The sequence below is a fragment of the uncultured Streptococcus sp. genome, from assembly GCF_963545685.1.
Taxonomy (GTDB): Bacteria; Bacillota; Bacilli; order Lactobacillales; family Streptococcaceae; genus Streptococcus.
Genome location: NZ_CAUUKN010000017.1, coordinates 1 through 14,722 on the forward strand (window position 1 = coordinate 1; position 14,722 = coordinate 14,722).

A 14,722-nucleotide genomic window follows, 5' to 3' on the forward strand; every position below is an offset into this window, starting at 1 on the left:
TCATTATACGTGCTATTGAAAAAAACTTTAAATCAGGGATTTTTACAGCTGACTTAGCCTTTGGAAAGCAAGCCTATTCAACCAGTGATTTTAGCAATCAAATTCTCTCAATTATATGATTGTTTTTGCTCGGAAATGAAAATTAATGATTGAAAACAACGTGAAAGAAATTTTCCGAAAATATTGCAAATGGATAAAGACAGGTATTTGAATATGGTTTGAAAAATGAAAATAGGAAATAAAATGAGAGATTAGCTCCTGAAAAACTTTTACAAAGTACGTTTTAACCTTGATAATATCAAATAGCTATGTTATAATTCTAAATTGTAAGGGTTATCATTGATAACTCAAATATTCCAAATTAAGAAGGAGAGTCCATTATGGCTTCTAAAGATTTCCACATTGTTGCAGAAACTGGTATTCACGCACGTCCAGCTACTTTGCTTGTTCAAACAGCAAGTAAATTTGCTTCAGATATCACTCTTGACTACAAAGGTAAAGCAGTTAACCTTAAATCTATCATGGGTGTTATGAGCCTTGGTGTTGGTCAAGGTGCTGACGTAACTATTTCTGCAGAAGGTGCTGATGCTGATGATGCAATCGCAGCAATCGCAGAAACAATGACAAAAGAAGGATTGGCATAAGAATATGACAGAAATGCTTAAAGGAATCGCAGCATCTGATGGTGTTGCAGTTGCTAAGGCATATCTGCTTGTTCAACCGGACTTGTCATTTGAAACTGTTACAGTTGAAGATACAAGTGCAGAAGAGGCTCGTCTAGATGCTGCTCTAGCGGCGTCACAAGACGAGCTTTCTGTTATCCGTGAAAAAGCAGTTGAAAGCCTTGGTGAAGAAGCGGCAGCCGTTTTTGATGCTCATTTGATGGTTCTTGCTGACCCAGAAATGACTGGTCAAATCAAAGAAACTATCCGTGCTAAACAAGTTAATGCCGAAGCTGCTTTGACAGAAGTAACTAACATGTTTATCGCAATCTTTGAAGGTATGGAAGATAACCCATACATGCAAGAACGTGCAGCAGATATTCGTGACGTTACTAAACGTGTGCTTGCAAACTTGCTTGGTAAGAAATTGCCAAACCCAGCAACAATCGATGAAGAATCAATCGTTGTTGCTCATGACTTGACTCCATCTGATACAGCTCAGTTGAACAAAAAATTTGTAAAAGCTTTTGTTACTAATATCGGTGGACGTACTAGTCACTCTGCAATCATGGCTCGTACACTTGAAATCGCGGCCGTTCTTGGAACAAACAACATCACTGAACTTGTTAAAGATGGTGACATTTTGGCAGTTTCAGGTATTACTGGTGAAGTTGTTATTAATCCAACTGAAGAACAAATTGCTGAGTTTAAAGCAGCTGGTGAAGCTTATGCTAAACAAAAAGCTGAATGGGCTCAACTTAAAGATGCTAAAACAGTTACTGCTGACGGAAAACACTTCGAGTTGGCAGCAAACATCGGTACACCTAAAGACGTTGAAGGTGTTAACGATAATGGTGCAGAAGCAGTTGGTCTTTATCGTACAGAATTCTTGTACATGGATTCTCAAGACTTCCCAACTGAAGAAGACCAATATGAAGCATATAAAGCAGTTCTTGAAGGTATGAACGGTAAACCTGTTGTTGTTCGTACAATGGATATCGGTGGGGATAAAGAACTTCCTTACTTTGATCTTCCTAAAGAAATGAACCCATTCTTGGGTTACCGTGCACTACGTATTTCTATCTCTGAAACTGGTAACCAAATGTTCCGTACACAATTGCGTGCTTTGCTTCGTGCATCTGTTCACGGTAAATTGCGGATCATGTTCCCAATGGTTGCTTTGTTGACTGAGTTCCGTACTGCTAAAGGTATTCTTGAAGAAGAAAAAGCTAAATTGGTTGCTGAAGGTGTTGCCGTTGCAGACGACATCGAAGTAGGTATCATGATTGAAATCCCAGCTGCAGCAATGCTTGCTGATCAATTTGCTAAGGAAGTTGATTTCTTCTCAATTGGTACAAACGACCTTATCCAATACACAATGGCTGCTGACCGTATGAACGAACAAGTATCATACCTTTACCAACCATATAACCCATCAATCCTTCGCTTGATTAACAACGTTATCAAGGCAGCTCACGCTGAAGGTAAATGGGCTGGTATGTGTGGTGAAATGGCCGGTGACCAAACTGCTGTTCCACTCCTTGTTGGAATGGGCTTGGATGAGTTCTCAATGTCAGCTACATCAGTACTTCGTACACGTAGCTTGATGAAGAAACTTGACACAGCAAAAATGGAAGAATACGCTAACCGTGCACTTACTGAATGTTCAACAATGGAAGAAGTTCTTGAACTTTCAAAAGAATATGTTAACGTAGACTAATCAAAAAAGTGGAGGCTTGAGCTTTCACTTTTTTATATCTAAGCTGAGACAAAATAATTGACTCATCCTTTGGTTAGGAGTAGAATACGGCTAACCTAGGTTAATAATTTTTAGTATTTTTGTCAAAATTTTCTGAATAATCCTCGTTTAAATCTTGGAATATTTCTAAAAAAGTGATAAAATAGATTTCATAATAGATAAAAGGAGTTACTATCTTGGCTAAACAATACAAAAACTATGTCAATGGTGAGTGGAAAACATCTGAAAACGAAATTACTATCTACGCACCTGCAAGCGGTGAGGAACTTGGATCAGTTCCAGCTATGAGCCAAGCTGAAGTAGATGAAGTCTACGCAGCAGCTAAAGCAGCACTTCCAGCATGGCGTGCGCTTTCTTATGCTGAACGTGCAGCATACCTTCATAAAGCAGCTGATATCTTGGAACGTGATGCAGAAAAAATTGGACAAGTTCTTTCTAAAGAAATTTCAAAAGGTTTGAAATCTTCAATTGGGGAGGTCGTTCGTACTGCTGAGATTATCCATTATGCAGCCGAAGAAGGTTTGCGTATGGAAGGTGAAGTCCTTGAGGGTGGATCGTTTGACGCTGGTAGCAAGAAAAAAATCGCTGTTGTTCGTCGCGAACCAGTAGGTCTTGTACTTGCTATCTCACCATTTAACTATCCAGTAAACTTGGCTGGTTCTAAAATTGCTCCTGCCTTGATTGCTGGTGACGTTGTTGCCTTTAAACCACCAACACAAGGTTCTATCTCAGGTCTTCTCTTGGTAGAAGCATTCGTTGAAGCTGGTATTCCTGCAGGTGTCTTGAACTCTATCACAGGACGTGGTTCAGTTATTGGTGACTACATCGTTGAACACAAAGCAGTTGACTTTATCAACTTTACAGGTTCAACTCCAGTCGGTGAAAACATTGGTCGTTTGGCAGGTATGCGTCCAATCATGCTTGAACTTGGTGGTAAAGATGCCGCTATCGTTCTTGAAGATGCTGATCTTGACTTGACTGCTAAAAACATTGTAGCTGGTGCTTTTGACTATTCAGGACAACGTTGTACAGCTATCAAACGTGTTCTTGTAATGGATAGTGTTGCAGATGAATTGGTAGAAAAAGTAACAGCTTTGGTGGGGAATATTACTGTTGGTATGCCTGAAGAAAGTGCAAGTGTTACACCACTTATCGATACAAAAGCAGCTGACTTTGTTCAAGGTTTAATTGATGACGCAGTTGAGCAAGGTGCTACTGCTAAAACTGAATTGAAACGTGAAGGAAACCTTATCTACCCAGCTGTCTTTGACCATGTAACTACTGACATGCGTATTGCTTGGGAAGAGCCATTTGGTCCAGTATTGCCATTCATCCGTGTATCTTCAGTTGAAGAAGCAATCAAGATTTCTAACGAATCTGAATTTGGACTTCAAGGTGCTGTCTTCACACAAGACTACCCACGTGCATTCGCAATTGCTGAGCAACTTGAAGTTGGTACAGTTCACATCAACAATAAAACACAACGTGGTACAGATAACTTCCCATTCCTTGGTGTTAAAGGATCTGGTGCCGGAACTCAGGGTGTGAAATACTCTATCGAAGCTATGACTCGTGTGAAATCAACAGTATTTGATATTGCAAACTACTAAGAGTTTAGCTATTCTACAATTAAAAAAGTGTAAAGGGTCCTAGTATATGCTGACCTCAAAAAGTTAGATTTTTTCTGTCTAACTTTTGGGGCGTAGTTCATTATAGGGGCTCTTTTTCTTTTAAAATGTGGTATAATAGATTTAAATTTCGAATATAGAGAGTTTTCTGACAATGGATAAAGCTTATTTTTATTTGGTGATGAAGACACATGAGTTAGAAGTGCCTTACACTGGTAAACTTCGTCGTGTGCGTGTTCTTCTGCCTAAAAACTATGAAACGGATACAGAGCGTTCCTACCCTGTTGTATATTTTCATGATGGTCAGAATGTTCTTTATAGTAAGGAGTCATTTTCTGGCTATTCTTGGAAGATTATCCCAACAATCAAGCGTAACCCTGATATTTCGCGTATGATTGTTGTGGCCATTGATAATGATGGTCCAGCCCGTATGAATGAGTATTCTGCATGGAAGTATCAAGAATCTAATATCCCAGGAATGCAGTTTGGTGGTAAGGGAGTAGAGTATGCTGAGTTTATTATGGATTTGGTAAAACCCTTCATTGATAAGAAATACCGTACCCTTCCAGACCGTCAGCATACTGCTATGATTGGCTCTTCCCTTGGTGGTAATATCACTCAGTTTATGGGTCTTGATTACAAGGATCAAATTGGCTGTCTAGGGATATTTTCTTCAGCTAACTGGTTGCATCAGGAGGCCTTTGATCGATATATATCCCGTCAAAATCTAGATGCTGATCAACGTGTCTATATCTATGTAGGTACAGAAGAAGCCGATGATACAGACAAAACTCTTATGGCTGGTAATATTAAGCAGGCTTATATTGATTCGTCTTTGAGATATTATCATGATTTGATCCAGCGTGGAGTTGATTTGGAGAATATCAAGATTCACATTCAATCTGGAGCTGAACATAATGAGGAGGCCTGGGCCGAGAATTTACCTGACTGCCTTCGCTTTTTCGCTGAAAACTGGGACTAGTTTTACTTATCATAACTATTAAAATTGTAATAAAGGAAAAGGAATTAAAATATGAATATCGAACATCTTAGCCACTGGAGTGGTCAGCTTAATCGTGAAATGTATGTTAACCGTTATGGGCACGCTGGTATCCCTGTTGTGGTTTTTGCCTCATCAGGTGGTAGCCATAACGAATACTATGACTTTGGTATGATTGATGCTTGTGCACGTTTTATTGAAGAAGGACGCGTACAATTCTTTACACTTTCAAGTGTAGATAGTGAAAGTTGGCTTTGCGATTGGAAAAATCCACACGATCGTGCTGAAATGCATCGTGCTTATGAACGTTATGTTATTGAAGAAGCTATTCCATTTATCAAACATAAGACTGGTTGGTTTGATCCAATGATGACAACAGGTTGTTCAATGGGTGCTTACCATGCTCTTAATTTCTTCTTGCAACACCCTGATGTTTTCAATAAAGTAGTAGCACTTAGTGGTGTTTATGATGCTCGTTTCTTTGTTGGAGAGTTTGGAGGAGATGAAGCCATCTACCAAAATTCACCTTCAGATTATATTTGGAACCAAAATGATGGTTGGTTTATTGATCGTTATCGTCAAGCTGAGATTGTCGTATGTACAGGTCTTGGTGCTTGGGAACAAGATGGTCTTCCTTCTTATTACAAACTTAAGGAAGCCTTTGAACAAAAGAATATTCCAGCTTGGTTCTCTGAGTGGGGCCACGATGTTGCTCACGATTGGGAATGGTGGCGCAAACAAATGCCTTATTTCCTTGATAACATGAACCTATAATATTTTATCTAAGCTATCTAAATAACCATAAAAGAGGAATCACTAATGAATTATCTTGTTATTTCACCATACTATCCACAAAACTTCCAACAGTTTACAGTCGAACTTGCTAACAAGGGAATCACAGTTCTTGGTATTGGTCAAGAACCTTATGAACAGTTGGATCAACCTTTGAAAGATGCTCTGACTGAGTATTTCCGTGTAGATAATTTGGAAAATTTGGAAGAAGTGAAACGTGCAGTAGCCTTTCTCTTCTATAAACATGGACCAATCGATCGTATCGAATCTCATAATGAATACTGGTTGGAATTGGATGCAGCTCTTCGTGAACAGTTTAATGTTTTTGGTGCTAAGCCAGAAAATCTTAAGAAGACTAAATTCAAGTCTGAAATGAAGAAACATTTCCAAAAAGCTGGAGTTCCAGTTGTACCTGGTGCTGTTATTGCAACTGATGAAGATGTGGATAAAGCTGTACAAGAAATCGGTCTTCCAATGATTGCTAAGCCAGATAATGGAGTTGGTGCAGCTGCAACCTTCAAACTCGAAACAGATGATGATATCAATCACTTCAAAGCTGAGTGGGACCGTGAAACAGTTTATTTCTTTGAAAAATTTGTCAATTCAAGTGAAATCTGTACTTTCGATGGTTTGGTTGATAGAGATGGTAATATTGTATTTTCAACTACCTTTGACTATGCTCATACTCCACTTGACTTGATGATCTACAAGATGGATAATTCTTACTACGTTCTTAAGGAAATGGATCCTAAATTGCGTAAGTATGGTGAAGCGATTGTCAAAGAATTTGGTATGAAGGAACGTTTCTTCCATATTGAATTTTTCCGTGATGGTGATGATTATATTGCTATTGAGTACAACAATCGACCAGCAGGTGGTTTCACGATTGATGTCTATAACTATGCCCACTCTTTTGATTTGTATAAGGGCTATGCAGATATCGTTGCTGGTGATCCTTTCCCTGGATCTCACTTTGAACCACTTTATTGTTTGGCGACTTCACGTCGTGCAAGTTCTCACTACGCTTATTCAGAAGAAGAACTTTTCGACAAGTATCGTGAACAACTTAAAGTTAAGAAAATCATGCCAGCTGCCTTTGCAGAGTTGCAAGGTGACTTCCTCTATATGTTGACAACTCCAAGTCGTGAGGAAATGGAACAAATGATTGAGAACTTTGGTAAAAAAGCTTAATCTTTATATGTTAAAAGCACTTCAGTTGCTTCTGAAGTGCTTTTGTCATCCTTTATTTTTCGTGAAGTTCTTGATTTTTAAGAACTAGTTCTGAAACTTTAGCGAATTTTTTAAGTTTTTTGAGATTTTCTGGATGGGTTACCAAGCTAATCACACTACCTTCATTTCCCATACGGCCAGTACGTCCTGAACGGTGAGTGTAGGCTTCTCGGTCTCGAGGAATATCAAAGTTGATGACTACTTCAAGGTTCTCAATATCAATACCTCGTGCTAAGAGATCAGTCCCTAATAAGAGTGAAATCTCGTGATTTTTAAATTTTTCCAGAATAACTTTGCGGAATTTCACATTAATGTCACTAGCTAGGGATACAGCTGAAGCTCCGTTAAATTGGAGACGTTCTTCAGTAGCACCAAGGTCAGAAAGGCTATTGAAAAAGACAAGGCCACGGAAGTCAGGAATATTGGAGAACTTACGAAGAAGTTCGACACGGTTACGTTTATCAACGCTGATATAATAATGTTTGATGGTGTCTAGTTCCTGATCAGATAAGTCATAAACGATAGTATTTTCGACAAGATTTTGACTATCAATTTTGTTGGTTGCTGAAATGTAGATCATTTGGTGGTCGCGAGGGACATGGTGGCTGATTTTTGTTACGAAATGATATTGGCTATCACTGAGAAGCTCATCAAATTCATCGAGAACAATGGTATTGACGTTCATCATTTTGATTTTTTTGAGTTTAATCAACTCAAAGACACGACCTGGGGTTCCAATAAGAATCTCTGGTCCTTTTTTTAGACGTTCAATTTGTCGTTTTTGACTAGAGCCAGAAAGAAAGAGTTGAGCAGTGAGTCCTAGTGGCTCAGCCCATTGTTTGCTTACATCAAAAATTTGACCAGCAAGTTCAGAGTTAGGTGCTAAGACAAGCAGTTGCTGAGCTTTTTTGGGCCTGAGAGAGAGAAGAAGTGGGAGAAGGTAGGCAAGGGTCTTACCTGTTCCAGTTGGACTGATACCCAAGATATTGTCCCCTTCAGTAATTGGTGTAAATAGTTCTTTTTGGATGGCGGTTTCTGTTGTGATTCCTTTTTCTTTAAGAAGGTTTTGCCATTGTTCAGGAAAGTTTTTAAACATAAAAATAAAAGTCTCATTTTCTATATGGATTTTCTTTTATTATATCATGATTTAGTGTAGAATAGATACGAAAGACTATATTAGATAGGAATTTACCATGCCTAAAAAACCGATTATTATTGGGGTTACGGGTGGCTCTGGTGGTGGTAAGACCAGTGTTTCTCGTGCCATTCTATCCAATTTTCCAGATGAGAAAATTGCCATGATTGAGCATGATTCTTATTATAAGGATCAGTCACATTTGACTTTCGAAGAGCGTGTCTCAACTAACTATGACCATCCTTTTGCCTTTGATACAGATCTTATGATTGAACATATCAATGAGCTGATTGCTGGGCGTCCTGTAGATATTCCGATTTATGACTACACGCAGCATACGCGCAGTGATAAGACTTACCGTCAAGAGCCACAGGATGTCTTCATTGTTGAAGGGATTTTGGTACTTGAGGATAAACGCTTGCGTGATTTGATGGATATCAAGCTCTTTGTAGATACTGATGATGACATCCGTATTATCCGCCGTATTAAGCGTGATATGGAAGAGCGTGGCCGTAGTTTAGATAGTATTATAGAGCAGTATATCAGTGTGGTTAAACCTATGTATCATCAGTTTATTGAGCCAACCAAACGCTATGCGGATGTTGTGATTCCCGAAGGTGTGACTAATACGGTTGCTATTGACTTGATTAATACCAAGGTTGCTAGCATTTTAGAAGAAAGTAAGAAAGCCTAAGCAGGAGCTTGGCTTTTTTGGTATAATTAAACCGTTATGATTATTTTACAAGGAAATAAAATTGAGCGCTCTTTCTCAGGAGATGTGCTCTTTGATAATATTAATATTCAGGTGGATGAACGTGATCGTATCGCCCTGGTTGGGCGCAATGGTGCTGGGAAATCAACCTTGTTGAAAATCTTGGTTGGAGAGGAAGCACCGACAAGTGGTGAGATCAACACAAAGCGTGATTTGAACCTGTCTTACTTAGCTCAGGACAGTCGTTTTGAGTCTAGTAATACCATCTATGCGGAAATGTTGAATGTCTTTGCAGACCTACGTGCAGATGAAAAACGTCTTCGTGCCTTGGAAATGAAGATGGCTGAGTTAACTGGGGAAGACTTGAACAAGTTAATGACAGACTATGATAGACTTTCCGAGGATTTCAGACAGCGCGGTGGTTTTACCTATGAATCTGACATCAGAGCTATTCTCAATGGTTTTAAGTTTGATGAAAGCATGTGGGAGATGCCTATTTCAGATCTTTCTGGGGGCCAAAATACACGCTTGGCCTTGGCTAAAATGTTGCTTGAGAAGCCTGAGCTCTTGGTACTGGACGAACCGACCAACCACTTGGATATTGAGACTATCGCTTGGTTGGAAAATTACCTGGTCAATTATCAGGGAGCTCTAATCATTGTCAGTCACGACCGTTATTTTTTGGATAAGGTAGCGACAGTAACCCTAGATTTGACCAAACATAGTTTAGATCGTTATGTCGGAAACTATTCAAAATTCATGGACCTCAAGGCTGAAAAGTTGGCCACTGAAGCAAAGAACTTCGAAAAGCAACAAAAGGAAATTGCTAAGTTGGAAGACTTTGTTAATCGGAATATTGTCCGTGCCTCTACAACCAAGCGTGCTCAGGCCCGTCGCAAACAGCTGGAGAAAATGGAACGCCTGGATAAGCCAACAGAAGGTCAGAAGTCAGCCAATATGACTTTCCATGCGGACAAGGTATCTGGGAATGTGGTCTTGACAGTTAGAGATGCTGCCATTGGTTACGATGATGAGATTCTCTCGGAGCCTATTTCTCTGGATGTTAAAAAAATGGATGCCATTGCCATTGTGGGTCCAAATGGAATCGGTAAAACGACCTTTATTAAGTCGGTAGTAGGTAAATTACCATTTATCAAGGGAGTATCAACCTATGGTGCTAATGTTGAAGTGGGTTATTATGATCAAACCCAATCAGCCTTGACACCATCAAACACTGTACTTGATGAGTTGTGGAATGATTTTGCGACAACTCCTGAAGTTGAGATTCGTAACCGTCTGGGAGCCTTCCTCTTCTCAGGTGATGATGTCAAAAAGTCAGTTTCTATGCTTTCTGGTGGTGAGAAAGCTCGCTTGCTCCTAGCCAAATTGTCAATGGAAAATAATAACTTCCTAATCCTGGATGAGCCGACCAACCACTTGGATATTGATAGCAAGGAAGTCCTGGAAAATGCTCTTATTGACTTTGATGGAACGCTTCTCTTTGTCAGTCACGACCGTTACTTTATCAACCGTGTGGCCACAAAAGTGATGGAAATTTCTGAGGATGGAGCAACCATTTATCTTGGAGATTACGATTACTACCTTGAGAAGAAGGCGGAGCTTGAAGAATTAGCACAACTTGAAGCAGAGGAAAATCAAGGGTCAGAGGAGATCCAAGTAGCTTCAGCGGGTGCTAGTGATTATCAAGCTCAAAAAGCTAGTCAAAAAGAGATGCGTAAACTAAGTCGACGTATTGAGCAAATCGAAAATGAGCTTGAGACTATTGAAAAACGCTTGGAAGAAATCTCTGCTACCATGCTAGAAACCAATGATGTGGTGGAATTGTCTGAATTGCAGAAAGAACTAGATGAGTTATCAGTCAACCAAGATGCTCTGATGGAAGAATGGAGTGACCTTTCGGAACAGTTGGAAGGTTAAGGGAATATGAGAGCCTTTTTATGTTTTGAGTTGTAAAAGGCTTTCATTGTTGTCATACTAGTCTTAGTATATAAAAGGAGACTAGCTTTATGAACAAAGTAAAGAAAAAAGTGTATCGTAATACGACATCTTTCAACATGATGGCATGGGGATCATTTGCCTTCTTTGTAATCTTGATGTTGGTAGGCCTCTATACTCTTAAAGAACCTTTGATGGTTAAGGGTTACTATCTTATGGAATGTGTTGGCTTGATTTCATCATCATTTACAGTATCTAGGGGTGTCCGTGATAACCAAGAACATGAAGAAAACTATAACAAACTCATCGCCCAACAAACTTATGAAGAATAAGAGGGGAAGCCTGAAAAGGCTTTTTCTTTTTGCAGAAAATGTACAAATATTCTGACTTTTGATAAATGGAAGTGTTATAATGGAGTAAAGAGGAGCTGAGAGTTCTGCTTTACTTGGAATCCATTACATCAGCTCCCCATACCTTAAAAGGCTAATTATCGTAGAAGAATGCGTTAGTGAAAAGGTAGGTAATATCATGGAATTTAAAGTGAAAGATGGTCAAATCATCTATTACCGTGATCTCGGTAAAGGCTTTCCAATTGTATTCTTGCATGGCAATAATTTATCAGGAAACTATTTTGGTAAGCAAGGAATTCTATATCGAGACTATCGTTTAATTTTCATTGATAGTCGTAATCATGGCAGATCCAGTCGTCATAGTGCTAAGATGACCTTTGAGCAGATGGCTGCCGATTTGGAGGAAATTTTGCAATATTTGAATATCAAAAAGGCTTTGTTTGTGGGTCATAGTGATGGGGCCAATTTGGCTATGGTTTATGCCAGTCATTTTCCTGACCGAATTGCAGGGCTTTTACTAAATGCAGGAAACATGACCTTTAATGGGTTGACCAGACGCTCAAGATTTCTGGTTTATTTACAGTATTATTGCTTAAAAGCCTTGTCGCCATTTTCATCAAAAATGGACATCATGGCTCAGGTAACGGGGCTCATGCTACATGATTTGACACTGGATAGGGAACGACTACGTCAGGCATCCTATCCTGTTTGGGTAGTTATGGGGCAAAGGGATGTCATTACCATTAGGCATTCAAGGGAGATTTCGGAGCTCTTTCCAATTCATAAGCTCTATGTTGAACGTAGACAGGGGCATCGTTTAGCTCAACAAAAATATAAGGTCTTTAATCAAATGATTCGTGAGTTAGTTAGAATTAGTAGAAAAGAGGTGGTAGAATGAAGCGACTTTTAGAGAGACTTCAACCTTTAAAAACTGCCGTTAAATCTATCTTCTTTATCTCAATCACGGTTCTTGTTGTTGTAGAGATGGTTCGTTTAAAACGAACTATCACTTTAGAATCGCTAGAGTCAGCTTTATCAGGTTTGTCAATTTGGCATCTTGCTTTGATGGTAGTGATAGGCTTAGTTGCTGTGTTACCCATGCTTTTTTATGACCTTATCTTGAATAGGGAGCTAGAGACAGATTATTCCACATCCTATATACTAGAAACGAGTTGGGCTGTCAATACCATTAATAACTTGGCTGGTTTTGCCGGTTTAGTCGACGTGGGGTTGAGGTATTCCTTTTATTCTGAAGATGGGCAGGAGAAGTCTGGTGTTAAGGCACTATCACGTTTATTGCCTTACTTTATGTCGGGGTTGTCACTCCTAAGTGGCTTGGTGTTTGCTACCTTTTGGTTTTTCCCTCTAAGTCCAGACTTGAGAAAATATTGGCTACTTTTATTAGGAATCTTTTTATACCTACCTTTTATTTTCTTTGTCTCAAGTCGCGAAAAATTGACCTATTTTGGGCAAGTCCCTTTGAAAACGAGACTGAGCCTTCTTTTAGTATCAACTGTTGAATGGGGCACAGCTCTTGTGAGTTTTCTTAGTGTGACTTATTTAATGGGGCTGCATATTCCTCTTTATAATCTGATTCCCCTATATTTTCTAGCAGTTATCATTGGTATCTTCTCCATGATTCCAGGTGGGATTGGTAGTTTTGATTTGATTGTGATTACTGGTCTGACGTCTATGGGTGTCAGTAATGCTCTTGCGGTCAGTCTACTCTTGCTCTTTCGTCTAACCTACTACATCATTCCATTTTTGTTAGGCGTTGTCCTCTTTTTCAAACACATGGGAGGCCGCATCAATGAGCAATACTTCAAGATTTCTTCACGAGTATTTGGTGGAAGTCTTCATTGTATCCTTGTTTATTTATTACGTTTATTAGGAATCTTCCTGATTTTTTCTGCCTTAATCCAAGAACGCTTGGAAAATGTTTACTTTATTAGTCGTTTCGATCCTATTCAGGAACAGTTGATTTGGCAGTTTCCAAGTATTTTATTTGGAAGCCTCTTTGTTTTCATGGCTCGCCTCATCAGGCGACGCGTTAAGGGAGCTTTTCTCGTATCCTTGATTACCTTTGTCTTGACCTTGATTTACGTCAATCTCAATGGTATTTCCTGGGCCATGTCTTTCCTGATTGTGCTTTCTATGGTGCTTATGTTACTTATAAGGAAAAGATTGAATCATCACTATTTTGTTTATAGCTGGGAAGATAAAACCAAGGATTTCCTTTTTCTAGCCTTTACTATTTTGGTTCTCCTTGTTTTAGGTGGTAGTGGTTTTTGGTCTCATTTATTGCCACCTAGGAGCCGAGATGTTCTTGGACATTTTGTTCATATTTGGTTTGATATTTTACTGGCATCGGTAATCATTGCAACCATAGTTTGGGTTGTGTTGAGAATTTTGGCACCTCGTAAGCCTTTTGGTCAAAGCATGGATGATGAACGCTTCACAGCACTTCTTGAGAAATATGGGGGCGCATCAGAAAGTGCCCTAGCTTATTTACATGATAAACGCCTCTTTTGGTATCGTGTCGATGGACAAGACCAGGTAGTTTTCCAATTTGCACAAACCAGTAACAAGTGTGTGGTTATGGGTAATCCCATTGGTAATGAAATCTATTATCGTCCAGCTTGGGAAGCTTTCTTGAAAAACTTATCTGATTGGAATCTACAGGCTTTATTTTATGAGGCGGATGAGAGTGTTACCCTTATGCTTCACGATTATGGATTTGACTTCATGAAATTTGGAGAAAATGCCATGGTTGATTTGACAACATTTTCTGTCGATGGTAAGCATGGTAAGAAATTTCGTAAACCAACCAATCGTGTGGAAAAAGCAGGCTTCCAGTTTAAATTACTTAATCCTCCATTTTCGGAGACTCAGATGCAGGAAATGAAGGCAGTTTCAGATATTTGGCTTAACGGCCGTAAGGAGAAAGGTTTCTCTCTTGGTTTCTTTGATGAAGCCTATTTACAACAAGCACCGATTGCTATTGTTGAGAGTGAAGAAGGAGAAATTGTGGCCTTTGCTAATATCATGCCGACCCAAAATAAACGGGTGGCGACCATTGACCTTATGCGTTATGACTTTGAAAAAGCACCTGAAGGTATCATGGACTACCTCTTTGTCAAGCTCTTCCAATACTTCCAAACAGAAGGCAAGCAATACTTTGATATGGGTATGGCTCCCCTAGCCAACGTAGGTACTGAAGAAGATAGTTTCTTAGAGGAAAAGGTTGCCAATTTGGTTTATATTTTTGCACAACGATTTTACTCTTTCAGTGGTCTCCAACGTTACAAGGAAAAATTCTCTCCAATTTGGTCTCCAAAATACATTGTCTATCCAAAAAGAACCTGGCTCTTGTTTGATATGATTGCTATTCTGAGGATTGATAATCGTAAAATTGAAGATGGAATGAAGAAAAGACGTCTTTGGAAATAAATACGACAAAAAAAGTGAACCTTGAGGGTTCACTTTTTTGTTTAAGAG

General features: G+C 39.2%; 12 protein-coding genes. 11 read left to right on the top strand and 1 reads right to left on the bottom strand.

Features of this window, described 5'->3' with window-relative positions; genetic code table 11:
* Window positions 1–380: 380 nt before the first annotated feature.
* The 6 genes from RWZ99_RS04810 (at window position 381) to RWZ99_RS04835 (ending at window position 7,032) form a co-directional block, all read left to right on the top strand.
* Window positions 381–644, top strand: a complete 264-nt coding sequence (locus RWZ99_RS04810; protein WP_002884015.1) for a phosphocarrier protein HPr — start codon at window positions 381–383, stop codon at window positions 642–644.
* Window positions 645–648: 4 nt separating this feature from the next.
* Window positions 649–2,382, top strand: coding sequence for a phosphoenolpyruvate--protein phosphotransferase (ptsP, locus tag RWZ99_RS04815; RefSeq protein WP_314676775.1), 1,734 nt, complete (start codon window positions 649–651; stop codon window positions 2,380–2,382).
* 215 nt (window positions 2,383–2,597) lie between these two features.
* Window positions 2,598–4,031, top strand: a complete 1,434-nt coding sequence (locus RWZ99_RS04820) for an NADP-dependent glyceraldehyde-3-phosphate dehydrogenase (RefSeq protein ID WP_314676776.1) — start codon at window positions 2,598–2,600, stop codon at window positions 4,029–4,031.
* Window positions 4,032–4,203: 172 nt separating this feature from the next.
* On the top strand, window positions 4,204–5,031 hold the full coding sequence (locus RWZ99_RS04825; protein ID WP_314676777.1) for an alpha/beta hydrolase: 828 nt from the start codon (window positions 4,204–4,206) through the stop codon (window positions 5,029–5,031).
* 51 nt (window positions 5,032–5,082) lie between these two features.
* Window positions 5,083–5,823 carry an alpha/beta hydrolase-fold protein gene (locus tag RWZ99_RS04830; RefSeq protein WP_314676778.1) on the top strand — a complete coding sequence of 247 codons (741 nt, stop codon included), beginning with the start codon at window positions 5,083–5,085 and terminating at the stop codon, window positions 5,821–5,823.
* Between the two features lie 45 nt (window positions 5,824–5,868).
* Window positions 5,869–7,032 (top strand): ATP-grasp domain-containing protein, encoded by a 1,164-nt coding sequence (locus tag RWZ99_RS04835; RefSeq protein ID WP_314676779.1) that lies wholly within the window; start codon window positions 5,869–5,871, stop codon window positions 7,030–7,032.
* Window positions 7,033–7,084: 52 nt separating this feature from the next.
* On the opposite strand, the gene RWZ99_RS04840 is transcribed toward RWZ99_RS04835, so the two are convergent.
* Entirely contained in the window at window positions 7,085–8,167 is a 1,083-nt protein-coding gene (locus tag RWZ99_RS04840; protein ID WP_314676780.1) for a DEAD/DEAH box helicase, read from the bottom strand.
* A 97-nt stretch (window positions 8,168–8,264) separates the two neighbouring features.
* Here RWZ99_RS04840 and udk point away from each other — a divergent pair, with 97 nt between their 5' ends.
* The 5 genes from udk to mprF all read left to right on the top strand — a co-directional run bounded on the left by udk (window position 8,265) and on the right by mprF (window position 14,674).
* Window positions 8,265–8,900: a uridine kinase gene (udk, locus tag RWZ99_RS04845; protein ID WP_003092587.1), complete on the top strand. Its 636-nt coding sequence runs from the start codon at window positions 8,265–8,267 to the stop codon at window positions 8,898–8,900.
* 36 nt (window positions 8,901–8,936) lie between these two features.
* Window positions 8,937–10,856 carry an ABC-F family ATP-binding cassette domain-containing protein gene (locus tag RWZ99_RS04850; protein WP_314676781.1) on the top strand — a complete coding sequence of 640 codons (1,920 nt, stop codon included), beginning with the start codon at window positions 8,937–8,939 and terminating at the stop codon, window positions 10,854–10,856.
* A gap of 89 nt (window positions 10,857–10,945) precedes the next feature.
* Window positions 10,946–11,206, top strand: a complete 261-nt coding sequence (locus tag RWZ99_RS04855; RefSeq protein WP_314676782.1) for a YiaA/YiaB family inner membrane protein — start codon at window positions 10,946–10,948, stop codon at window positions 11,204–11,206.
* 196 nt (window positions 11,207–11,402) lie between these two features.
* Complete coding sequence (locus RWZ99_RS04860) at window positions 11,403–12,122, top strand: alpha/beta hydrolase (protein WP_314676783.1); 720 nt, start codon at window positions 11,403–11,405, stop codon at window positions 12,120–12,122.
* A complete protein-coding gene (gene mprF / locus RWZ99_RS04865) occupies window positions 12,119–14,674 on the top strand; it encodes a bifunctional lysylphosphatidylglycerol flippase/synthetase MprF (protein WP_314676784.1) in 2,556 nt (851 codons plus the stop codon). The genes RWZ99_RS04860 and mprF overlap by 4 nt, the downstream gene beginning before the upstream one ends.
* Window positions 14,675–14,722: the final 48 nt, after the last annotated feature.

Excerpts from the sequence above, each read along its gene's own strand:
- RWZ99_RS04810 (WP_002884015.1), top strand. The coding sequence starts at position 381 with ATGGCTTCTAAAGATTTCCACATTGTTGCAGAAACTGGTATTCACGCA.
- ptsP (WP_314676775.1), top strand. The coding sequence starts at position 649 with ATGACAGAAATGCTTAAAGGAATCGCAGCATCTGATGGTGTTGCAGTT.
- RWZ99_RS04825 (WP_314676777.1), top strand. The coding sequence starts at position 4,204 with ATGGATAAAGCTTATTTTTATTTGGTGATGAAGACACATGAGTTAGAA.
- RWZ99_RS04830 (WP_314676778.1), top strand. The coding sequence starts at position 5,083 with ATGAATATCGAACATCTTAGCCACTGGAGTGGTCAGCTTAATCGTGAA.
- RWZ99_RS04835 (WP_314676779.1), top strand. The coding sequence starts at position 5,869 with ATGAATTATCTTGTTATTTCACCATACTATCCACAAAACTTCCAACAG.
- RWZ99_RS04840 (WP_314676780.1), bottom strand. The coding sequence starts at position 8,167 with ATGTTTAAAAACTTTCCTGAACAATGGCAAAACCTTCTTAAAGAAAAA.
- udk (WP_003092587.1), top strand. The coding sequence starts at position 8,265 with ATGCCTAAAAAACCGATTATTATTGGGGTTACGGGTGGCTCTGGTGGT.
- RWZ99_RS04850 (WP_314676781.1), top strand. The coding sequence starts at position 8,937 with ATGATTATTTTACAAGGAAATAAAATTGAGCGCTCTTTCTCAGGAGAT.
- RWZ99_RS04855 (WP_314676782.1), top strand. The coding sequence starts at position 10,946 with ATGAACAAAGTAAAGAAAAAAGTGTATCGTAATACGACATCTTTCAAC.
- RWZ99_RS04860 (WP_314676783.1), top strand. The coding sequence starts at position 11,403 with ATGGAATTTAAAGTGAAAGATGGTCAAATCATCTATTACCGTGATCTC.
- mprF (WP_314676784.1), top strand. The coding sequence starts at position 12,119 with ATGAAGCGACTTTTAGAGAGACTTCAACCTTTAAAAACTGCCGTTAAA.